The organism is Promicromonospora soli (genome assembly GCF_014653785.1).
GTDB classification, from domain to species: Bacteria; Actinomycetota; Actinomycetes; order Actinomycetales; family Cellulomonadaceae; genus Promicromonospora; species Promicromonospora soli.
Map to the genome: position 1 here is coordinate 932,811 of NZ_BNAS01000001.1, position 21,746 is coordinate 954,556.

19 protein-coding genes and 1 pseudogene are annotated in these 21,746 nt (G+C 72.4%); 8 read left to right on the top strand and 12 right to left on the bottom strand.

Going from position 1 to position 21,746, the window contains the following annotated elements; translation table 11 throughout:
- Positions 1-65 precede the first annotated feature (65 nt).
- Positions 66-671 (top strand): annotated as a pseudogene (locus IE250_RS24345) (4'-phosphopantetheinyl transferase family protein); the annotation flags it as partial.
- Between the two features lie 197 nt (positions 672-868).
- Here the strand turns inward: IE250_RS24345 and IE250_RS04265 are convergent.
- Both IE250_RS04265 and IE250_RS04270 read right to left on the bottom strand, forming a co-directional pair.
- Complete coding sequence (locus tag IE250_RS04265; protein WP_189667978.1) at positions 869-2,485, bottom strand: alpha/beta hydrolase family protein; 1,617 nt, start codon at positions 2,483-2,485, stop codon at positions 869-871.
- A 52-nt stretch (positions 2,486-2,537) separates the two neighbouring features.
- On the bottom strand, positions 2,538-3,143 hold the full coding sequence (locus IE250_RS04270) for a PadR family transcriptional regulator (RefSeq protein WP_229872119.1): 606 nt from the start codon (positions 3,141-3,143) through the stop codon (positions 2,538-2,540).
- A gap of 85 nt (positions 3,144-3,228) precedes the next feature.
- Between IE250_RS04270 and IE250_RS04275 the strand changes: the two genes are divergently transcribed.
- Positions 3,229-4,425, top strand: a complete 1,197-nt coding sequence (locus IE250_RS04275) for an FAD-dependent oxidoreductase (RefSeq protein ID WP_189667979.1) — start codon at positions 3,229-3,231, stop codon at positions 4,423-4,425.
- A gap of 13 nt (positions 4,426-4,438) precedes the next feature.
- Here IE250_RS04275 and era read toward each other — a convergent pair whose 3' ends face one another.
- From era to IE250_RS04300, 5 genes are all read right to left on the bottom strand, one after another.
- Positions 4,439-5,392, bottom strand: a complete 954-nt coding sequence (era, locus tag IE250_RS04280; RefSeq protein ID WP_189667980.1) for a GTPase Era — start codon at positions 5,390-5,392, stop codon at positions 4,439-4,441.
- A complete protein-coding gene (locus IE250_RS04285; RefSeq protein WP_189667981.1) occupies positions 5,389-6,783 on the bottom strand; it encodes a hemolysin family protein in 1,395 nt (464 codons plus the stop codon). Before IE250_RS04285 ends, era begins: the two co-directional genes overlap by 4 nt.
- Positions 6,780-7,232: an rRNA maturation RNase YbeY gene (gene ybeY / locus IE250_RS04290; RefSeq protein WP_189667982.1), complete on the bottom strand. Its 453-nt coding sequence runs from the start codon at positions 7,230-7,232 to the stop codon at positions 6,780-6,782. The genes IE250_RS04285 and ybeY overlap by 4 nt, the downstream gene beginning before the upstream one ends.
- Positions 7,229-8,284 carry a PhoH family protein gene (locus tag IE250_RS04295; protein WP_189667983.1) on the bottom strand — a complete coding sequence of 352 codons (1,056 nt, stop codon included), beginning with the start codon at positions 8,282-8,284 and terminating at the stop codon, positions 7,229-7,231. The genes ybeY and IE250_RS04295 overlap by 4 nt, the downstream gene beginning before the upstream one ends.
- Positions 8,285-8,444: 160 nt before the next feature.
- Positions 8,445-8,795, bottom strand: a complete 351-nt coding sequence (locus IE250_RS04300; protein ID WP_189667984.1) for an HIT domain-containing protein — start codon at positions 8,793-8,795, stop codon at positions 8,445-8,447.
- 243 nt (positions 8,796-9,038) lie between these two features.
- On the opposite strand from IE250_RS04300, the gene IE250_RS04305 reads away from it, so the two are divergent.
- Together IE250_RS04305 and IE250_RS24800 are read left to right on the top strand one after the other, a co-directional pair.
- The gene (locus tag IE250_RS04305) at positions 9,039-10,736 is read left to right on the top strand and encodes a helix-hairpin-helix domain-containing protein (protein ID WP_189667985.1); all 1,698 of its coding nucleotides are present in this window, start codon (positions 9,039-9,041) and stop codon (positions 10,734-10,736) included.
- On the top strand, positions 10,733-11,563 hold the full coding sequence (locus tag IE250_RS24800) for an OmpA family protein (protein ID WP_189667986.1): 831 nt from the start codon (positions 10,733-10,735) through the stop codon (positions 11,561-11,563). The genes IE250_RS04305 and IE250_RS24800 overlap by 4 nt, the downstream gene beginning before the upstream one ends.
- 87 nt (positions 11,564-11,650) lie before the next feature.
- Here IE250_RS24800 and IE250_RS04315 read toward each other — a convergent pair whose 3' ends face one another.
- Genes IE250_RS04315 through hrcA form a run of 3 tightly spaced genes read right to left on the bottom strand, consistent with a single transcriptional unit; the run spans position 11,651 to position 14,613 of the window.
- Positions 11,651-12,424, bottom strand: coding sequence for a 16S rRNA (uracil(1498)-N(3))-methyltransferase (locus IE250_RS04315; RefSeq protein ID WP_189667987.1), 774 nt, complete (start codon positions 12,422-12,424; stop codon positions 11,651-11,653).
- Between the two features lie 10 nt (positions 12,425-12,434).
- Entirely contained in the window at positions 12,435-13,556 is a 1,122-nt protein-coding gene (gene dnaJ / locus IE250_RS04320; protein ID WP_189667988.1) for a molecular chaperone DnaJ, read from the bottom strand.
- A gap of 37 nt (positions 13,557-13,593) precedes the next feature.
- Positions 13,594-14,613 carry a heat-inducible transcriptional repressor HrcA gene (gene hrcA, locus IE250_RS04325; RefSeq protein ID WP_189667989.1) on the bottom strand — a complete coding sequence of 340 codons (1,020 nt, stop codon included), beginning with the start codon at positions 14,611-14,613 and terminating at the stop codon, positions 13,594-13,596.
- Positions 14,614-14,896: 283 nt separating this feature from the next.
- On the opposite strand from hrcA, the gene IE250_RS04330 reads away from it, so the two are divergent.
- From IE250_RS04330 to IE250_RS04345, 4 genes are all read left to right on the top strand, one after another.
- Positions 14,897-15,079 (top strand): hypothetical protein, encoded by a 183-nt coding sequence (locus IE250_RS04330; RefSeq protein WP_189667990.1) that lies wholly within the window; start codon positions 14,897-14,899, stop codon positions 15,077-15,079.
- A 109-nt stretch (positions 15,080-15,188) separates the two neighbouring features.
- Positions 15,189-18,080, top strand: a complete 2,892-nt coding sequence (locus tag IE250_RS04335; RefSeq protein ID WP_189667991.1) for a helix-turn-helix transcriptional regulator — start codon at positions 15,189-15,191, stop codon at positions 18,078-18,080.
- Between the two features lie 89 nt (positions 18,081-18,169).
- Entirely contained in the window at positions 18,170-19,033 is an 864-nt protein-coding gene (locus IE250_RS04340; RefSeq protein ID WP_189667992.1) for a DUF3097 domain-containing protein, read from the top strand.
- A 36-nt stretch (positions 19,034-19,069) separates the two neighbouring features.
- A complete protein-coding gene (locus tag IE250_RS04345; protein WP_189667993.1) occupies positions 19,070-19,582 on the top strand; it encodes a DUF4870 domain-containing protein in 513 nt (170 codons plus the stop codon).
- 117 nt (positions 19,583-19,699) lie between these two features.
- Here the strand turns inward: IE250_RS04345 and IE250_RS04350 are convergent, their stop codons facing one another.
- Positions 19,700-20,572 (bottom strand): hypothetical protein, encoded by an 873-nt coding sequence (locus IE250_RS04350; RefSeq protein ID WP_189667994.1) that lies wholly within the window; start codon positions 20,570-20,572, stop codon positions 19,700-19,702.
- Between the two features lie 92 nt (positions 20,573-20,664).
- Positions 20,665-21,687 (bottom strand): hypothetical protein, encoded by a 1,023-nt coding sequence (locus tag IE250_RS04355; protein WP_189667995.1) that lies wholly within the window; start codon positions 21,685-21,687, stop codon positions 20,665-20,667.
- Positions 21,688-21,746: the final 59 nt, after the last annotated feature.

Sequence of the window (21,746 nt, forward strand, 5' to 3'; positions counted from 1 at the left end):
CCTGTCAGGCCGAACGACGGCGAGTCGGGTCACAGCTGTATTTCTGCGCACGACCATCACATCCGATGTGCGTGGAACAACCGACGTCGGCGGCAGCCGACGGCACGTCGAGGTCACAGGAGGACGCAGTGGACTCAGCTGCCACACCGGCACCCCGCACCTGCGACGTCTGGCTCGTTCCGGTCAGACGCCGGGAAGCCTGGACGCGCCTGCTGACCGTACCGGATCAGGAGCAGCTCGTAGGCCTCGACGAGGTCGCGACCGAGGTCCACCTGACGTCGCGGGCCGCCCAGCGGCTCATCCTGTCGCGCTACCTCGGCGTCGCGCCCGAGGAGATCACGGTGAACCGGTCCTGCGACCGCTGCGGCGACCCCCAGCACGGGCGCCCGCACGTCCCGGGGACCACCCTCGACTACTCGGTCTCGCACACCCGGGCCTGGGTGCTGGTCGCCGTGGTGGGCGAGGGCCGGGTGGGCGCGAATCTCGACGCCCGCCCGGCGGACCGCGACCTGGACGACCTCGCCGCCGCCGCGCTCACGCGGGCCGAGCACCACGCCTGGCGCCGCCTCCCGGCGCGCGACCGGGCCGACGCGCTCCTCGCGTCCTGGACGCGGAAGGAGGCGACGACGAAGCTCACCGGGCACGGCCTGGCGATCCCGCTCCGCGACCTCGACGTGACCGGGCCACGCCCGACGCTCGTCACGGCCGACCCGTCGGTCCGGCTCCCCCACCCCCGCCCGTATCTGACGCACGTGCCCGCGCCCGCGGGGCACAGCGCCGCGCTGGCGACGACCACGCACGTGGACCAGGTGCGTCACCTGCGCCTCCCGGACGTGCTGCCCGATGCCGGGTCGACGGCGAGCCGCCGTCAGATCCCGAGCTGGTACGCGCCCCAGTACGCCAGCGTGACCAGCAGCGCCGACGCCCCGAGCGCGGTCACCCAGAAGCCCGCCGAGACGACGAGCACGCCCGCGCGCGAGGTCCGGGCACGCGCGGTCTCGACCGGCGGTTCCTGACCCTGTCGGAGGGCGACCCCCGACCGCGCTACCCGGCCGCGCAGGTCACGGACCCGGTTCAGCAGCAGCGCCGCCGCGACGACGGCCACGATGCCGAGGAGCCGCACGGCGATCCAGCCGCCCTGCACCACGAGGGCGTCCTTCTCGTAGTCGAGGGCGAGCCGCGCGACGACCGCGACGTACGCCACGAGCCCGACCATCGTCGCCACCGCGCCGACGGCGAGCCCGGTCAGGGGTGCGCGCAGCCCAGGGGCGAGGTGGACGCCCTGGCGACCGGAACGACGTCGGGCAAGGCGGCCCGTCAGGACCGCGCCGCCCACGAGCAGCGGTCCCAGGGCCAGCAGCCCGCAGGCGGTGATCACCACCCCGACCAGCCAGTCGCCGTCGCCGTACCAGTGCGGCTGGGGCACGGGGGCCGCGAGGTAGAGCTGCTCGGGCTGGGCGCCCGCGACCTGCGGCGGGGCGGAGGCCGTGGCGGGCAGCCCGAGCACCCAGTCGGCGACGTCGCGCGCGAAGTCCGGGTGCAGCAGCAGGCCCTCGGGCGTCTCCACGTTCATGCCGTGGTTCGCGCGGTCGTAGAACCGCACGGTGACGTCGTCGGCGTCGTCCAAGAGCTCCCGCGTGCCCTGTTCGAGCGGCATCGAGGCGTCGTTGGTGCCGTAGACGGCGAGGATCGGGTCGTCCTGCTCCTTGAGCCACGGGCGGACGTCGAAGTCCGCGTACTCGAACCCGCCGCCCGGCACCTTCATCCCCACCGCGCGCGGGATCGCGCGGAACACCCCGCCGGGCACGTCCGTGTTCCGCAGGTAGTTGTCGACGGCGTACGCGGCCTGCTGCCGGGGCGGCACCACCGGGGCCGAGACCAGGATCTGGAACTCGAGCCGCGGGTCGTTCACCATCATCACGGGCGACACCCACGCGCCCTCGGACTCCGCGTACAGCCCGACGTCGTCCGGGTCGACGCCCGGGACGTCGCGCAGGAAGCTCACCGAGTACGCGTAGTCGCGCGCCATTGCCTCGTAGTCGCGGTGCCGGACGGAGTAGTTGTCCAGCCGCTTGTCGGGCACGAGCGTGACGATCCCCGCGCTCGCCAGCGCGGTCGCGGCCAGCGTGAACGCTTCGGCGGCCTTACCGGTGCCCGCGCCGTGCACGAACACGACCCCCGGGCGGTCTTCGGCGGGGTCCGCAGCGGGGTCGTCGGCCGCGTCGCCGCGCGCATCGATCGGCTCGCGCAGCAGGCCGCCCACCTCCAGCCCGTCGGCGAGCGGGATCGTCACGGCGGACTCGCGCACCTCGTAGTCGCCGGGCGCGCCCACGTCGGGCGCGGCGCCCCCGATCGCTGTCGAGCCGGTGGCCGGGCGCAGGTGCGTCGTCACGGGCGCCGGCTCCCAGGCCGGGCCCGCGACTGCGCCGGTGACAGCTAGTGCGACAAGGATCGCGGCGGATGTGGCGACCGTCCTGAAGAGCACCTTCGGATGCTACGCCCGGCAGCCCCGACCCTCGATCTGGCGGCGCGGCGATTCACTCCGGCGGACGGGAGGCCAGCATCTCCTCGGTGTCCCAGGTCAGCGCCCCCGAGCCCAGGTCCGCGACGACCCCGCGCACCCAGTCCAGCTCCGCGCGCGTGACGGCCACGAGGTGCTCGTGCTCGAGCATGAGCACCCTGGCCAGGCCCCATTCCTGCGCCGTGGTCGCGTCGCGCTCGGCCTGGCCCAGGACCGCTTCGAGGGCCGTGACGCGCTCTGCGAGCCGGTCCCGGACCAGGTCCGGTCCCGTGATCGCCAGCACCGCCAGGACCGCCCGGAACTCGGGGAACTCGCGCGCCGGCGTCGCGAGGGCGGCGTCCATCCAGCGGCGGAGGGCGTTGCTGCCGTCGGCGGTCAGGGCGTAGACGATCCGGGCCGGCCCGGTCTCGGCCGCCAGCTTCTCGTGGACCTCGATGAGGCCGTCGCGGAGCAGGCGCTCGATCGTCTGGTAGACGCTGTTGCTGCGCGCCACGTTGACGACGTCGTCCTTGCGCCGCGTCTTGATCAGCCGCTGCATGCGGTAGGCGTGCATGGGTTCCTCGGCGAGCAGCGCCAGCAGCACCATCGCGAGCGGCGAACGCGGCCGGGAGTCCTGGGTCACGGCGCCCAGCCTAGGCGGGACTTCGACCTGAGGTTCTCGCTCCAACACCTTGCCATCTTATGGTTACCCATCTTATGGTGTCTCTATGAGAGCGATCATCATCGGAGCGGGGATCACCGGACCCGTGACCGCCATGGCCCTGCAGAAGGCGGGCATCGACGCGACGGTCCACGAGGCGTACCAGCGCACCGCGGACGGCGTCGGCGCCTACCTCAACCTCGCCGCGAACGGCCTGGCCGCCCTCCGGGTGCTGGGCATCGACCACCGCGAGCTAGGCGGCTTCGACACGCCCGCGCTGGAGCTGCGCGGGTCGTCGGGCCGGCTCCTGGCCCACCTCGCGATGAGCCGGGACGACGCCGCCGGCACGGTCAGCCAGACCGTCCGGCGGTCCGACCTCTACATCCGGCTCCGCGACGAAGCCGTGCGCCGCGGCATCCCGATCGAGTACGGCAAGCGCCTCGTCGACGCGACCCGGACGAGTGGCGGTGTGGTCGCCTCGTTCGCGGACGGCACCACGGCCGAGGGCGACCTGCTCATCGGCGCCGACGGCCTGCACTCCCGCGTGCGGGAGATCCTCGACCCGGGCTGCCCGCCGCCGCGCTACACCGGCCTGCTGAACACCGGCGGCTACGCCTCGGGAGTGTCGGTGGACACGCCGGAAGGCCTGTTCACGATGGTCTTCGGCCGGCGCGCCTTCTTCGCCTACGCGAACCGGGGGCCGGGGGACGTGTGGTGGTTCGCGAACGTGCCGCGCGCCCGCGCGGCCACGAGCGACGAGCTCGCGGCCTGCACCCCGGACCGCTGGCGCGCCGAGCTGGAGCGCCTCTTCGCCGACGACGACGGTCCCGCGCTGGACCTGATCGCGGCGACGCCGGAGATCGTGCCGCCGTGGAACACCCTCGACCTGCCGACCGTACCCGTGTGGCACCGCGGGCCGATCGGGCTGATCGGCGACGCCGCGCACGCCATCTCGCCGACCTCCGGCCAAGGGGCGTCGCTCGCGATCGAGGACGGGGTGCTGCTCGCGCGGTTCCTGCGCGACCACGACGAGCCCACCGCCGCGTTCGCGGCCTTCGAGGCGTTGCGCCGCGAACGGGTGGAGAAGCTGATCGCCCAGGCGAAGCGCACGTCGAACCAGAAGATCCCGAACCCGCTCACGAGGGTCGTCCGCGACCGCGTGATCCTGCCGCTCGTGGGCAAGGCCGCCGCCCGGACCACGCGGGACTGGGTGACCGACTACCGGATCGACTGGGACGCCCCGGCAGGCCGCTTAGCCGCTTGACCTCGCCCCGGGGTCAGAAGCCCAGCTTGCGCAGCTGCTTCGGGTCGCGCTGCCAGTCCTTGGCGACCTTGACGTGGAGGTCCAGGTAGACGCGCTGCCCCAGCAGCTTCTCGATGCCCCGCCGCGCCTCGGTGCCGACGGTCCGCAGCCGGGACCCGCCGCGCCCGATGATGATCGCCTTCTGGGAGTCGCGCTCCACGAACAGGTTGACCCGCACGTCCAGGAGGGCGGGCTTGCCCTTCTCGGGGTCGCCCGATCCCTCGCGCTCGACTATCTCGTCGACGACCACCGCGAGGGAGTGCGGCAGCTCGTCGCGGACACCCTCCAGGGCGGCCTCGCGGACCAGCTCGGCCACCATGACGGCCTCGGGCTCGTCGGTCAGCTCGCCGTCCGGGTACAGGTCGGGTCCCGCGGGCAGGTGGGAGATGAGGACCGCCTCGAGCTCCTCCACCTGGTAGCCGTCCTTCGCGGACACGGGCACGATGTCGGCCCACTCGCGGTCAACGGCGTTCGCCAGCCGATCGACGGAGACGAGGTGCTCCATGAGCTCGGCGCGCGTGACGAGGTCGGCCTTCGTCACGACGGCGACGACGGGCACCGCCCGGCGTCCCGTCATCAGCTCGGCGAGCTGCGCCGCGATGTAGCGGTCGCCCGGGCCCACCTTCTGGTCCGCGGGCAGGCAGAACGCGATGACGTCCACCTCGGACAGCGTGTCCCGCACCAGGTCGTTGAGCCGCTCCCCGAGCAGGGTGCGCGGCCGGTGCAGGCCGGGCGTGTCCACGAGCACGAGCTGGGCGTCCTCCCGGTGCACGATGCCGCGGATGGTGTGCCGCGTGGTCTGCGGCCGTGCCGACATGATCGCGACCTTCTGCCCCACCAGCGCGTTCGTCAGGGTGGACTTGCCGGAGTTGGGGCGGCCCACCAGGCAGGCGAACCCGCTCCGGTGTTCCGTGGTGTCGTCGCTCACGAGGTCACTTCCTTCTGGTCACGCTTCTGATCACGGTGGTCGTGCTGGTCGAGACCACCGTTGCTGTCATCCGGCTCGCCAACCGGCTCCGTGCGGTGCACGAGGATCGTCGAGATCTGCTTGCGGCGGCCCTCGACCCGCTCCGCCTCCAGGTGGACCCCGCCGACCTCGACGGACGATCCGGCCAGCGGCACCTTGCCCAGCACCTTGGCGAGCAGGCCACCGGCGGTGTCCACGTCGTCGTCGTCCAGGCGCAGGTCGAACAGGTCGCCGAGCTCGTCCACCGGCAGGCGGGCCGGCACGCGGAACACCCCGTCGCCGAGGTCCTCGATCTCCTGCACGAGCACGGTGTCGTGCTCGTCGGTGAGCTCACCGACCACCTCCTCCAGGAGGTCCTCGATGGTCACCAGCCCCGCGACGCCACCGTACTCGTCGACGACGAGCGCGATGTGGCTGGCCGAGGCCTGCATCTCGCGCAGCAGGTCGTCGATCGGCTTGGACTCGGGCACGAAGACCGCGTCCCGTGCCACGTCCGAGGCGGGCCGCAGCGACGGCTGCGGCACGCCGCCCTCGCCTTCACCCACGGGCCAGTGGACCGCGGCCACGACGTCCTTCAGGTAGGCGACGCCGACGACGTCGTCCACCGACTCGCCTACCACGGGGACCCGCGAGAAGCCCGAGCGCAGGAGCAGCCGCAGCACCCGGTCGAGCGAGGTGTCGGCGGTGACCGTCACCATGTCGGTGCGGGGCACCATGACCTCGCGCGTGATGGTGCCGCCCAGCTCGATCACCGAGCGGATGAGCTCCCGGTCGGACTCCTCGAAGGCGCTGCTCTCCCCCACCCGGTCCGCGATGTCGCGCAGCTCGGCCTCGGTGGGCGGTGACGGGTCGTAGCGCGGCACCGAGAACCGGGTCAGCCACGCGACCGCGCGCGAGACGCCGGTCAGCGGCCCGACCAGCGCGATCAGCACCGCTACCGGCCTGCGGAAGCCGAGCGCGCGCGGCGAGACCCGCACGAAGGTGACGCCGACGACGACGCCCACCACGAGCGCGATGACCATGACCGGGAGCTCGTTGGGGACGCCCTCGCCCGGGATCGCCTGCTGCACGAGCAGCGTCCCGGCCGCGATGGCGACCACCTCGGAGACGACGCGCACGAGCGCGAAGGACGCGACGATCGCCGTCGGGTCGACGACGAGCGCCTGGGCGCGCCGGATCCGCGCGGCGCGCTCCGGGTCGGGCGACTGCCCCAGCTCCGCCTCCGCGAGCGCCTCGGTGAGGGACGCGCGGGTGACGCGCAGGAGCGCCGCCTCGCCGGCCGACAGCATGCCCGCCAGTGAGAGGCCGACCAGCATGATGAGGGTCAGGAGCAGTACGAGCACACCGGTCACCGGGTCGCGAGGAAGGTCAGGAGGAGCTTGCGCTGGAGCGTGAACATCTCCGTCTCCTCCTCCGGCTCCGCGTGGTCGTAGCCGAGCAGGTGCAGGATCCCGTGCGTGGTCAGGAGCAGCAGCTCCTCCGTCGTGGAGTGCCCGGCGGCCTTGGCCTGGGTGACCGCGACCTCCGGGCACAGCACGATGTCGCCGAGAGTGCCGGCCGGGGTGATGTCGCCGTCGCGCCCCGGGCGCAGCTCGTCCATGGGGAAGGACAGGACGTCGGTGGGTCCCGGCTCGTCCATCCACTGCACGTGCAGGTCCGTCATGACGGTGGTGTCGACGAAGATGATCGACAGCTCCGACTGCGGGTGCACCCGCATGGCGTCGAGCACGAACCGGCCGAGCGCGGCGAACTCCGCCTCGTCGACCTCGAACCCGGACTCGTTGTTGACCTCGATGCTCACCGGCGCTGCCTCTTGTTGCTCCCCGGGCGGTGGTCCTGCGGCTGGCGGCCCGGACGGCGGTCGTCGGTGAGCACGTCCCACCGCGCGTACGCGTCGATGATGTCGCTCACCAGCCTGTGCCGCACGACGTCGGCCGACGTCAGGCGGCAGAACTCGACGTCGTCCACGCCCAGCAGGATGTCCTCGACCACGCGCAGGCCGGAGGTGGTGCCGCCCGGCAGGTCGATCTGCGTGGCGTCGCCCGTGATGACCATCTTGGAGCCGAAGCCGAGACGGGTCAGGAACATCTTCATCTGCTCGGTCGAGGTGTTCTGCGCCTCGTCCAGGACGATGAAGGAGTCGTTCAGCGACCGGCCGCGCATGTACGCCAGGGGCGCCACCTCGATGGTGCCTGCCTCGATCAGCTTGGGTACCTGCTCGGGGTCGACCATGTCGTGCAGCGCGTCGTACAGCGGGCGCAGGTAGGGGTCGATCTTCTCGGACAGCGAGCCGGGCAGGAACCCGAGGCGCTCCCCGGCCTCGACGGCGGGGCGCGTCAGGATGATCCGGTTGATCTGCTTGGCCTGCAGCGCCTGCACGGCCTTGGCCATGGCGAGGTAGGTCTTGCCGGTACCGGCCGGCCCGATGCCGAACGTGATGGTGTTCGTGTCGATCGCGTCGACGTAGGCCTTCTGCCCGACCGTCTTGGGCCGGATGGTGCGGCCCCGGCTGGACAGGATGTTGAAGGTGAGGACCTCGGCGGGGCGTGAGGCCGACGCGTCGCTCAGCATCGCCACCGAACGCTTCACGACCTCGGGGGTGAGCTGCGTGCCCGCCGCGACGACCTCGATCAGCTCGTCGAGCAGCTGAGTGACCAGGGCTACGTCGCCCGCCGGTCCCGTCACTGCTATCTCGTTTCCGCGGGCGTGGACGTCGACGCCGGGGAAGCCCTCTTCGACGGCCCGCAGCACCGAGTCCCGGCTCCCGAGGAGCGCGACCGTCGGGATGTGGGCCGGAACGATGATCTTGTGCTCGATCCGCGTCTGGGACTGTGTGCTGGGCGTAGTTGTCATGAGCCGGCCCCGGGGGCCGATCCGCTCCTTCGTGCGGTAGGGATGACGACAGTTCTCATCCTATCGACCCGCCCGGTCTCCGCCACGGTCTTTCCCGCGGCCGGACGACGGGTGACGTGGGTGAATTCTGAACGTCTGGCACGGCATCCGGCACGTGAGGTCACGCGAAGCCGGGCAGCTCCCCGCCCGCGAGCAGGTGCGCGTGCACGTGGAAGACGCTCTGGCCGGCCTTGGGCCCGGTGTTGAAGATCAACCGGTACTGGCCGTCCCCGAGGTCGCTCGCCACGCCGTCGGCAAGCGCGATCACGCCGGCCAGGCCCTCCGGGTCCGACGCCGCGAACGCCGGCACGTCCGGATAGTGCTCGCGGGGCACCACGAGCACGTGCACGGACGCCTTGGGGGCGACGTCCCGGAATGCGATCGCGGTGTCCGACGACGCCACGACGTCCGCGGGAACGTCCCCCGCGACGATCTTGCAGAAGAGGCAGTCAGGACTGTCGGTACTCGTCATGTCTCGCAGGCTACCGGCGCCCGCCCACGAGCGACTCCGCAGGGCGCCCCGTCAGCACCAACCAGGACTTCGCGATGTTTTTCCGTACTGTTACATGGTCTGGAATGCCTGGCTCAAAGGGATGTGGGAGAGTTTGCCGCGTTCGATGGAGATTGGCGTACTGCGACGTATTTGGTCGTCGCCCACCTCGCGGGTCTCGTCGGTCGCCCTCACACCACACACAGCAGTCACCTGGAGGTTCGCGTGGGTTGGTTCATCACCCAATCGCTCGCATTCATCATCATCGCGGCCCTGATCGGCCTCGCGATCGGCATCTGGATCGGCTGGCTCACCTGGGGCCGCCGCGCCAAGGGCAAGCACACCGCGGCAAAGGCCGAGGCTGCGGCCCGGTCGGCGGCCGCGACGACGGCGTCGGACGCCGATTCGGAGGCCGGCGCTGAGAACGCGGCCGAGGCCGACACTGCCGAGGCCGAGGCCGGGACGGCCGACGCCGAGCCCGTTCCCGCGCTCGCGGTTGCCGGTGCCGCCGCCACGGACGAGGCGTCGGACGCCGAGACCGCCGTCGCTGAGGCCGGTGCCGCTGAGGACGCCGTCCCCGCTGAGCCCGAGGCCGAGGCCGTGGCAGAGCCCGAGGCCGAGGCCGAGACGAGTGGAGCCGAGCAGGAGGTCGAGACCGCCGAGTCCGACGTCGTCGCCGAGGCCGAGGCCGTCGCGCGCAAGGCCGCCGAGGAGGACGCCGCGGCGAAGGCAGCCGAGGCGAAGACCGAGGCGCCCGAGGCCGCCGTAGTGGAGACCCCTGACGACCTGCGGCGCATCGAGGGCATCGGCCCGAAGATCGCCGCCGCGCTGGTGGCCGCCGGCTACCCGACGTACGCCAAGATCGCTGCCGCGACCGAGGACGAGCTGCGCGAGGCAGTCGCGAGCCAGGGCATCAAGTTCGCGCCGTCGGCCAGCAGCTGGGCCGACCAGGCGCAGTACCTGGTGGACAGCGACGCGGACGGCCTCGAGGAGTACCAGGACTACCTCGTCGGCGGCCAGGAGCGGCGCGCCAAGTTCAACGAGAAGGTCGACTACGCCGACGTCGACGAGATCGACGGTGCCGACGCCAAGGCCGCCGCGATCGCCGAGGACGAGGCAGAGGCCGCCGCGGAGCCCGCAGCTGAGCCGGAGCCGGGGCCGCAGGACCTGCAGCGCATCGAGGGCATCGGCCCCAAGATCGAGGCCGCCCTCAAGGCCGCCGGCTACACCACGTACGCCAAGCTGGCGGGCACGAGCGAGGACGAGCTGCGCGCGGCGCTCGCCGCGGGCGGCATCACGTTCGCCCCGGCCGCGACGAGCTGGTCCGACCAGGCGCAGTACCTGGTGGACGGCGACGAGGACGGCCTGCAGGAGTACCAGGACTACCTCATCGGTGGCCAGGACCGCGCCTCGAAGTTCACGGAGAACGTCGACTACGCCGACGTCGACGAGATCGACGGTGCCGACGCCAAGGCCGCCGCGATCGCCGAGGACGAGGCGGAGGCCGCCGCAGCCCCCGAGCCCGAGCCGCAGGACCTGCAGCGCATCGAGGGCATCGGCCCGAAGATCGAGGCCGCGCTCAAGGCCGCCGGCTACACGACCTACGCCAAGATCGCGGACACGCCGGAGTCACAGCTCCGCGAGGCGCTCGCCGCGAGCGGCATCAAGTTCGCTCCGGCCGCCGCGAGCTGGGCCGAGCAGGCCAAGCTCCTGGCGGAGGGTGACGAGGACGCGCTGCAGGAGTACCAGGACTACCTTGTCGGCGGCCAGGAGCGGCGCGCCAAGTTCAACGAGAACGTCGACTACACCGACGTCGACGAGATCGAGGGCACCGACGCCAAGGCTGCGGCCATCGCCGCGGACGAGGCGAAGGCGGCGGCCGGAGGCGACGCCGAGCCCAGCCAGTCCGAGGTGAAGGCGTGAACCTGAGGACGGTTCTCCCCCCGGTGATCATCGCGATCGTCGGGCTGGGCGCGCTCTCGGGCGTCCAGGACACGGGGTTCCGCGAGCAGATCGAGTCGAAGCTGACGGAGCACGCACAGAGTGCCCTCGACGCTGCCGGGCTCGACGGGGTGCAGGTCGAGCTCACGGGCCGCGACGCCGACGTGACCGCGCCGACCGACGCGGACGCGCTGGCGGCGGCCGAGGTGGTGGGCGACGTGGACGGCGTCCGCACGGCAGTGGCGTACGGGCCGAACGGTCCGGTAGCGGCCGATGCGGCCACGGGCGCCGTCGGCGGCGACGGCCCTGCCGAGGGTGACGCCGATGCGAGCGCCTCGCCCTCGGCGGACGGGACCGCCTCGCCCGAGGCGACCGAGCCGACGTCGGACGGCGAGGCGACGGACGACGAGAGCGCCGACGACGGGGAGAAGCGCGAGCCCACGCGCGCGGAGCGGGAGAAGGCCCAGGAGGACCTGGTCGAGATCCCCAACATCACGTTCGTCACGGACAGCGCACGGCTGACCAGGGACGGCCGCAGGGTGGTGCGGGAGGCCGCCGAGGTGCTCGGCGAGCACCCGGAGGTCGAGGTCCGCATCGAGGGCCACACGGACTCCGTCGGCACGCCGCGGCACAACCAGCGGCTCAGCGAGCGCCGTGCCGAGGAGGTGCTGGACGAGCTGGTGGAGCTGGGCGTCGAGCGCGACCGGCTGACGTCGAGGGGCTACGGCGAGTCCGAACCGCTCGTGGTCCCGCGGACCTTCGCGGACCTGGAGAAGAACCGCCGCGTGGAGTTCGTCGTCCTGAGCTGACGGCCCTCGCCCGGTGGTGACCCCACCGGTGGTCGAGCTTGTCGAGACCTGGGTCTCGACAAGCCCGACCAGCGAGTCGGGGCAGCTCTACGCGGTTCTCCAGCGGCCCAGGCGTTCGCTCAGGAGGGCGATCGCCACCGGACCCGCCGTCGACGTGCGCAGGACGTGCGGGCCCAGCCGCGCGGTGACCGCTCCGGCCTCGGTCAGCAGGGCCACCTCGGCCTCGGAGATCCCGCCCTCGGGTCCGACGACGACGAGCACCTCGCCGGCGTCCGGCAGCGGCACCGTCGCGAGGGCGACCGTGGCCTCCTCGTGCAGCACCGCCACCGTGCCGCCCGCCGCGACGACCTCGCGGGTCCGGGCGGCGAGCTGCTTGGTGGTCAGCTGTACCTCGACGTCCGGGATGCGTGACCGGCGGGCCTGCTTGGTCGCGGCCCGCACGGTGCTGACCCAGCGGGCCCTCGACTTCGCCGCCCGGTCCCCGCGCCAGACGACCACCGACCGTTCCGCCTGCCAGGGGATGATCGCGTCCACGCCGGTCTCGGTGGCGGCCTCGATGGCCATCTCGTCGCGGTCCCCCTTGGCGAGGGCCTGGACCAGCGTCACGACGACGGCGGGCACCGGCTCGACGTCGGTCTGCTCGACGCGCAGGTGCACCTCCGCGCCGTGCACCGACTCGACCACGGTCCGCAGGCGCATGCCGGCGCCGTCGACGACGTCGATCCGCTCCCCCGGGCCGCGCCGCTGGACCACGCCGGCGTGCCGGCCCTCCGCGCCGTCGAGCACGTACAACGAGCCCACCGCGTACTCGGACAGCGGATGGGCGGTGGCCGCCTCCGCGAGAAAGACTGGCGCGCTCATCGGTCGGCGGTCAGCGCCCGCTGAGCTTGTCGCGCAGGCGCGAGAACACGCCGCCGTGGACCGACGCGAGCCGTGACTCGGGGCGCTCCTCGCCGCGCAGCACCGCGAGCTGCTGCAGGAGCGCTGTCTGCTCCTCGTCGAGAGCCGAGGGGACCTGGACCTCGATGTGCACGTTGAGGTCGCCGCGCCCGGGTGCGTGCAGGTGCCCCACGCCGAGGCCCTTGAGGGTCATGACCTGGCCGGGCTGCGTGCCCGGGCGTAGGTCGATCTCCTGCAGGCCGTCCAGCGTGTCGAGCTCGAGCACGGTGCCGAGCGCCGCCGCCGTCATCGGGACCTGGAGGGTGCAGTGGAGCTCGTCGCCGCGGCGCACGAACGTGTCGTGTGCGCGCTCCCGGATCTCGACGTACAGGTCGCCGGCAGGGCCGCCGCCGGGGCCCACCTCGCCCTGCGCGGAGAGCTTGATGCGCGTGCCGGTGTCGACGCCCGCGGGCACGTTGACCGAGATGGTGCGGCGCGAGCGCACCCGGCCCTCGCCGGAGCAGTCGGTGCACGGCTCGGGGATCACGGTGCCGAAACCGCCGCAGGCGGAGCACGGCTGGCTCGTCATGACCTGGCCGAGGAACGAGCGGGCGACCCGCTGCACGGAGCCGCGGCCGTGGCAGACGTCGCAGGTGCGCGCCGAGGTGCCCGGCCGCGCGCCGTCGCCGGCACAGGTGTTGCAGACGACCGCGGTGTCGACCTGGATCTCGCGCTTGGCGCCGAACACCGCCTCGGCCAGCTCGAGGTCGAGCCGCACGAGCGCGTCGTTGCCGCGCCGGGCGCGCGGCACCGGCCCGGTGGGCTGCCCGCCGCCGAAGAAGGTCTCGAAGATGTCCTGGAACCCGAACCCGGCACCGAAGCCGCCGCCCGCGCCGCCGCCCGGCGCGGTGGGGTCCACGCCCATGTCGTACTGCTGGCGCTTGTCAGGGTTGGACAGCACCTCGTACGCGCGCGCGACATCCTTGAAACGGTCCTCGCCCACATCACCGGCTACGTCGGGGTGCAGCTCGCGGGCCAGCTTCCGGTATGCCTTCTTGATCTGCTCGGGCGAGGCGTCGCGCGGAACACCGAGAATCTCGTAGTAGTCGGTCACAGGTCTCTCTTTGTGGGGAGTTGTGGGAGGTGAGGGGTCAGCTGGGCAGCACTCGCGACAGGTAGCGCGCGACCGCGCGCACCGCGGCGATGGTGCCCGGGTAGTCCATACGGGTGGGGCCGATCGAGCTCAGGATCGCAACGGTGTCACCGTCTGACGAGCTGTAGCCGGACGTGACGACGGAGGTCTCCGCCAGTCCCGCCATCCGGTTCTCGTGGCCGATGCTCACCGCCACCCCGGTGTCGGCGATCATGTCGGTGAGGAGACCGAGCAGGACGACCTGCTCCTCGAGCGCCTCGAGCACAGGCCGCAGGCCCTGTTCGAACCGCATGCTTGCCCGCGCCAGGTTGGCCTGGCCGGTCAGCACTATCCGCTCTTCGCTCTCCTCGGCGAGCGCGGCCCTGACAACCTCGGCCACGGCCGTCGCAAGCGGCTTGTGCTCGTCCGGCATCGCATCGGTGATCTGGGCGAACGCGTCACCGATCTCGGTGAGCCGGTGGCCGGCGGCCACGGCGTTGAGGCGGGCGCGCAGCTCGCCCAGGGTGCCGTCGTCCAGGTCGACCGGCACGTCGAGGAAGCGCTGCTCCACCCGTCCCGTGTCCGTGATGACGACGACGAGGAGCCGCCCCTCGGCCGTCGGCACGAGCTCGAGGTGCCGGAGCCCGGAACGGCGCAGGGACGGGTACTGCACTACCGCGACCTGGCCCGTCAGCTGGGCGATGAGCCGCCCGGCGCGGGCCACCACGTCGTCCAGGTCGACCGCCTGGGACAGGAAGGTCTCGATGGCGCGCTTCTGCGGCGCGGTCAGTGGCCGCACCTCGGCGAGCTGGTCCACGAACAGGCGGTAGCCCTTGTCCGTCGGGATGCGACCCGCCGACGTGTGCGGCTGGGCGATGAGCCCGGCCTCCTCGAGGGCCGCCATGTCGTTACGAACGGTGGCCGGGGAGACGCCTAGCTGGTGCCGCTCCGTGAGTATGCGCGATCCGACGGGCTCACGTGTCCGGACATAGTCCTCCACGATCGCCCGCAAGACATCGAGCCTACGTTCCTCGCTCATCGCGCTCACCTCCGTCCAGGTAGAACGTACGGGACGTGCGCCCGGGTTCCGGCCCGCTCTCCGACACTGCTTCCAGCACTCTCACCAACCGAGTGCCAATCCTACGCGGCACACGGCAGGGGCCAAGTCCCGACCCGCCTAGGGCATTGCCTTAGATGCCTCCGAGCGGGCTCGGAAAGCCCGTCCGGAAGATGCGGCGACCGTCCGATCCGCGTGGGGTACCTCACGGACGAGTCTGGAGTCACTGCCGGCGAGGGGCCGGCTTCGACCAGGAGGCAGCACCATGTTCGGGTTCTCCGACTACGCCGAGTACCGCAGGAACGAGCAGGACCTCAACCGCAGGAACGAGCAGGCTCGGGTGGCGCGTGAGCAGAAGGCCACAGCACGACGCCAGGCCGAGCGGCGCGCCACCGAGCGCACCGGCCGCACCAGGACGGCCGACGCCGTCCGGCCGCGCATCGCCTGACCGTCTCGGCCGTGCCGCGCAGCGCTGACCAGCGACGATGTCCACCGAGACGACGACCAGCGAAACAACTACAGGAACGACGACAGGACCGGCATGGGACGATGAGCCCATGCCGGTCCCTCGCGCGCGCCTGGTTGGCCGAGCCCGTGAGCTCGGCGAGCTGACGGCCGCTCTCGACGACGTCCGCTCGGGCGCCAACCGCACCATCGTGATCGCCGGCGAGGCCGGCATCGGCAAGACCCGCCTGCTCGACGAGCTCACCTCGCGCGCCGACGGCGTCACCGTCGTCACCGGGCAGTGCGCCGACGAAGGGTCCGGCCCTCTCCCGTACGCGGCCCTGGCCGGACTGCTGCACGGAATCGTCCGGGCAGTCGGCCCCGACACCGTCGTCGCCGCTGCCGGACCCGCGGCAGGGGCCCTGTCCGCTGTCGCTCCCCAGCTCGTCGCACCGGCGTCGGACGCCGGAGCCGACCGCATCCCCGAGGTCCTCACCGACCTGCTCACCGGCCTCGCAGCCGAGCGGCCCGTCGTCGTGGTCATGGAGGACCTGCACTGGTCCGACGACGTCACCCGCGCCGTTGCACTCCGCCTCGCCCGCACCGCGCCCCCCGGCCTGTTCCTGCTTCTCGCCTATCGCAGCGACGAGGTCGGACGCGCGCACCCCCTGCGCACCGTCATGGCCGAGCTCGACCGGGCCCGCCTGACCACCCGCCTCGACCTGATCCGCCTGGGCGCGGCAGAGGTCCGCGAGATGGCGCAGGACCTGCTCGACGCCGGCCTCGACTCCGAGTCGCTCGCCGACCTCGCGGATCGCAGCGAGGGCGTCCCCTTCTACGTCGAGGAGCTGGTCGGCTTTCTCGGCACCGACCTGCCCGACTCCCTGCGCGACATCCTCCTGCTGCGCTACTGGAACCTGAGCCGGGAGGCCCAGGCGCTGTGCCGAGTGGTCGCGGCCGCCGGCCCGCGCGTCTGGTACGACGTGCTCGACGACGTCCTGGCGGACCCTTCGACCAGCTCAGGACGGCGCCCTTCGACGGGGTCCGGACAGCGTGCCGTCCCGAACGTCGGCGCCGAGCCTGAGGAGACGGTTCGGGAGGCGGTCGAGGCTCAGGTGCTGGTGGTCACCGACGTCGGGTACGCGTTCCGGCACGCGCTGGTCCAGGAGGCCGTGTACGCCGAGCTGCTGCCCGGCGAGCGGCGTCGGCTGCACGCCGCCTATGCACAGGCGCTGGAGCAAGCCCTCTCCAGGCGCGCCCGGTCGGTCGCGAAGCTGTCCCGCATCGCCGACCACTGGTGGCGCGCGGGAATACTCGACAAGGCGCTCGCGGCGGCCGTCGTCGGGCACCAGGCGGCCGCGGCCGGCGCGGCGTCGTCCACCGCGGTCACCCTGGGCGAGCGCGCCCTGGAGCTCTGGGAACAGGTGCCCGACGCCGAGGCCGTAGCCGGCCTGCCGCACCACGAGCTGCTCCGTACGGTCGCCGAGTCGCTGCGCGGATCCACCCGGACCGCCCGCGCCCTGGCGGTGGCCCACGAGGCGATCGCCGAGTGGCCCGACGACGACCCGACCGGCCTCGCCGGCATGCTCTCGGATGCGGCACTCATCGCCGGCCACGCCGGCTCGGACGAGGGGCCCGAGCTCATCGAGCGGGCCCTCGCGCTCGTGGAGCCCGGCCGGGACGACGCCGTGCGTGGTCAGCTCTTGATCCTGCAGGCACGTCACGCGATGCTCAACGGCCGGCCCCGGGAAGCGATAGAGGCCGCGACTGCCGCCCACGACACCGGTAGCGCGATCGGCAGCGGCGAGATCGTGTCGGTCGCCCTGAACCTGCGGGGCGTGAGCCGGGTCCAGCTCGGCGACACCGGCGGCTTCGCGGAGATCGACGCCGGCCGCGAGGCAGCCGGGGACACCTGGCAAGGACTGAGCCGGTACTACATCAACGGGTCGGACGTCTGGCTCCTCGTGGGCGACTGGGCCCACGCGGCGGAGATCGCCCAGGAGGGGGTGGGCGCGGCACGCCGGTATGGCTCGTCCGAGGGATCCCGGATCATGATCGAGGGGAACCTCGCCGAAGCGTGGATCGGGCGCGGCGACTGGGCCGAGGCCGCCGCCTGGTACGAGCGGACGGTCCCGCCGATCCACGACAGCGTGTATTCCGTCTACCTCAGCGACCGCCGGGCCTGGCTCATGATGTGGCAGGGGCAGGTGGAGCAGGCGCAGGCCGAGGCGCGCCGCAGGGCCGTGAGCTGGGAGCGGTTCGGGCGCCTGGAGGAGCAGATCAGGTCACGCACGAGCGCGACGCTGGCGGAGCTCGCGCTGCTGCGCGACGAGCCGGCAGAGGCCCTGGAGCGCATGTCGGTGGTGGTAGCCCCGGACCACGTGCGCATCCCGGCCTACGACCTGCCGCAGCTCGCCGTGGCCGCCCTGGCGATCGCCCGGCTGCGCGCGGCCGGGCGGGACGTGGACGAAGCCCCCTACCGCGCGGCCCTCGCCGAGTGCGCGCACTGGCCGACGTTCCCCCGGTGGTCGGCGCTGTTCGAGGCGGAGCTCGGCACCGGCCCGTGGACGACGGTCGCCGACCTGCCCGGTGCCGGACCCGTGCACCTGCGCCCGTACGCCCTGTACCGCGAGGGCGCGCGGCTGCTGAACGTCGGGGACCGAGCCGGCGCGCGGTCGACGCTGGGGTCGGCCGTCGCCGAGGCGGAGAAGATCGGGGCGGGGCTGATCGTCCAGCGGGCGCAGCGGCTCCTGGACCGGGCAGGGCTGACCGGCCAGGGCGAGGGACGCCATCCTGCCGAAGGGCCGGACAGCGGCCTGGACACGCTCACCGCCCGCGAGCAGCAGGTGCTCGCCCTCGTCGCCGAGGGCCTGACCAACGGGCAGATCGCCGAGCGGCTGTTCATCTCGGCCAAGACCTCGTCGGTGCACGTGTCGGCGATCCTGCGCAAGCTCGGGGTGGCGACGCGGACCGAGGCGGCCCTCCGGGCGCGCGCTCCCCGGTGACCTGCCCGACCGCCCCGCCGGGGACACGCCCCGTGACACGCCCGGGCACCCTCCGACGTCGGCCCGCGCCGCCGATCTAGGCTCACAGGGTGCGCGACGAACGCTACGGCCCCGACGTCCTGTCCCCCGCCTTCCCTGGCGCTCAGCGGGGGCGTCGGCCGACGTCGCAGCCCACGCCCGCCGAGTCAGGACTCGTGGTCGAGGAGGTCGAGACCGGCTGGGTCGGCGCCGTCGTCCGGGTGGAGAAGTCGGGCGGCATGCACGTGGTGGTCCTGGAGGACCGCCGGGGCCGCACCCGCACCTTCCCCCTCGGCCCGGGGTTCTGGGTCGAGGGCAAACCGGTCGAGCTCACCGCGCCCGTCCTGACGCGCGCACCCGCCCGGCCCACGCGCACGGCCTCCGGGTCCGTGGCCGTGCACGGCCGCCGCGCCCGGGTGGCGCGCGGCAGCCGCATCTGGGTGGAGGGCAAGCACGACGCCGAGCTCGTGGAGAAGGTCTGGGGCGACGACCTGCGCGTCGAGGGCGTGGTGGTCGAGATGCTCGACGGCGTGGACCACCTCGCCGAGCGGCTCGCCGAGTTCGGGCCTGACGCCGAGCACCGCGTCGGCGTGCTGGTCGACCACCTGGTCCCCGGGTCCAAGGAGCAGCGGCTGACCGACGACGCGCTGCGCCACGTGCCGCAGGGCACCGTGCTGGTGCTGGGCCACCCCTACGTCGACGTCTGGCAGGCGGTGCGTGCCGAGCGCCTCGGGCTGGACCGCTGGCCGGCGATCGACCGGGGTACCGAATGGAAGGTCGGCATCCTGCGTTCCCTGGGCTGGCCTGCCGAGACGCAGGCCGACGTCGCACGCGGCTGGCAGCGCATCCTCGGCACGGTGCGCGACTTCCGGGACCTCGACCCCGCCCTGCTCGGCCGGGTCGAAGAACTTATCGATTTCGTGACCGCGTCGTAAGGCACCTCGTGGGCCGCAACCTCTACGGTTGAGACCATGTCCGAGAACCCGCAGCAGCCGCATTCTCCCCAGCAGCCCGAACCGGCGCCCCAGCAGCCCGAGCAGGCTCCCGCCTACGGCTCGCCCCCGCCGGGCCAGCCGCCCTACCAGGGCCAGCAGCAGTACCAGGGTCAGCCCCAGCCAGGCCCGGCCTACGGCGGCGCGCCGTACCCGCCCCAGCCGCTCAGCCCGTCGGACGAGCGCATGTGGGCGGTCCTCGCCCAGGTCGGCCCGTTCGTGGTGTCGTTCGTCGCGCCCCTGGTGATCTGGCTGGCGCTCAAGGAGCGCAGCCGGTTCGTGGAGCAGGAGGCCAAGGAGGCGCTGAACTTCCAGATCCTCATGGTGATCGCTCAGATCGCCGCCGCGATCATCACCGCCATCACGTTCGGGATCGGCGGGATCGTCTACTTCGCGTTCATCGCCGCGATCGTGTTCATGATCCTGGCGGCCGTGGCGAACGGTAAGGGTGCCCCGTACCGCTACCCGGTGAACATCCGTTTCATCAAGTAGTCCACGCCGGCCGACATCGGCGCCGATGTCGACAAAGATGACCATGCACTTGCTCCCAGAACCGGGCCGGTTCTGGCAGCAAGTGCATGGTCACTTTGACTTCTGGGCCGAGCGGCGTCAGGCCGTGAGCGGGCCGGGCGCCACCGGTCCGCCGGTGAGCCGGCGGAACGCGAAGGCCAGCGCGAGGAACGAAAGCGGCAGCGCGATGAACAGGCCGAGCCCGCACAGGATCGCGCCCGCGATGATGAGGCCGAGGAGCGCGAGCTCGAGCAGGAGCACGGCGCCGAAGTTCTTGCCCACCAGGGAGAACGACGACGTGAAGGCCGGCCACGCGCTCATGCCCCTGTCGACCACGTTGTGGTACGTGAACGGCGCGAAGATCGCCAGGGCGATGAGGCCGAGGCCGCAGGTGAGCACACCGACGATTGCCGCGGCCAGCAGCAGGAGCGCCGTCAGGATGACCATCCCGTAGCTGTTGACCTTGAAGAGCGTCCCCCAGGTCGCCCTCTCGCCGGAGACCTCACGCAGCGCGGCGTTGATCCCGAGCGCCTGGAGCACCGCGTTGACCAGCCCTCCGATCAGCCCGAGCGTCGAGCTGCCGACGCCTAGTCCCAGTCCGGTCCACACGGCGGACATCCCGTCGGCGTCCGAGGCCTCGCGCATCCGCTCCTGGTAGTCGCCGGCCGAAGGTCCGCTGAAGATGGCGCTCACCACGAAGGTGAGCAGCACGAACAGGACCCAGAACAGCCAGTTCGCCTTGAACCTGTCCCAGGCGAAGCCCAGCGCCTCGCCGACGGCGAACGGCGCGAACGGCGCGGACGGCTGCGACCCGTAGGGCCCGCCCGGACCTCCGTACGCAGGCGGCTCGCCCGCGACCCCGTAGGCGGGCGGTTGGGGCGGGTTCGAGGGTGGTGTCGGCCCGGCTGGGTTCGGCGGCGTCGGGCCGCCCGGGGTCGGCTCGTACGGGTTCTGTGGCGGGTTCTCGCTCATGTGATCCCCTTTGACTGGTCAGTGATCCCCCAGCCCACCCTCACCTCTCCTCCGCATCCGCGCATGCGCAACTGCCGAGTCGTTACCGGCGGTCAGCCCTGGACGGAGTCTCCGGTCCAGCGCTGCACGAGGTATGCCCACATCAGCAGCATTGCGGGCACCACCACAACGAGCCCGATGAGGCACGTCGGGATCGACGCGACGACCAGGCCCGCGAAGATCGCGAAGAATGTGAGCGCGGTCCCGATGTGGGAGAGCACCAGCCCGACGCCGCCCGCGAGCGCCCGGCCGAATCCCACTCCGTTGAGGATCAGGAACGGCACCGGGAGGAGCAGCAGCGTGACGACGACCTGCACCAGCCAGCCGACCATGGGCACGGTGATGCTGACGAACCCCAGCGCACCGGTGAGCAGTGCGTACCCCAGGAGGCTCCCGAACCCCCGCAGCAGGAAGAAGTCCCGGAAGACGACCCTGCGGGTCCGGGTCGCCGCGAGCGCGCCGGCGCACAGGAGGGCCTGCAGCAGGAAGCAGACCGCCGTCCCCGCGGCTGCGAGGGCCTGGGCGGTCAGCGTCTTCCCGGCGGCCTGCGCGGCGTCGACCGCCGCCGGGTCGTTGGCGCTCATCAGGATGTCCATGGCGGACGGGCTGAACAGGAGCGTGACGGCAATCTGCGCGACGCCGAGCGCCAAGCTCATCAGCACCCAGAGGCCCCAGCTCGCGCCGAAGGCGCTCCAGCCCCAGCGCCAGGCGGCGCCGATCGTCGGGGGCTGGTCGTGGGTGCGGTCCTGCGCCCCCGAGGCGTCAGTGTACTGCGGGAACTGCTGCGGAGCCTGCGGCTGCTGGTAACCGGGTCCCTGGCCCCACACGCCGGGCTGCTGGTCCCGCTGCTCCGGCTGCTGCGCGGGCCGGTAGTCCGGCCGCCCGTAGGGGTTGGCGGGGCGGCCGTAAGGGTCGCGGGGACCGTACGGGTCCAGCGGCTGAGGTGCCTGGCCATAGGGGTCGCGGGTCGGCGGTCCCTGCTGCGCGTGGGGGTTCGCGTCCTGCGCCTGGCGCGGGTCAGGAGGCTGCCGACGGCTTGGATCCTGCGGCGTCCAGCCACCGAAGGTGTTGCTCATTCGCGTGCCCCTTGTCAGGCGTGCCTGCGCGCCTCGTAACGATATGAATTGTCACAAGA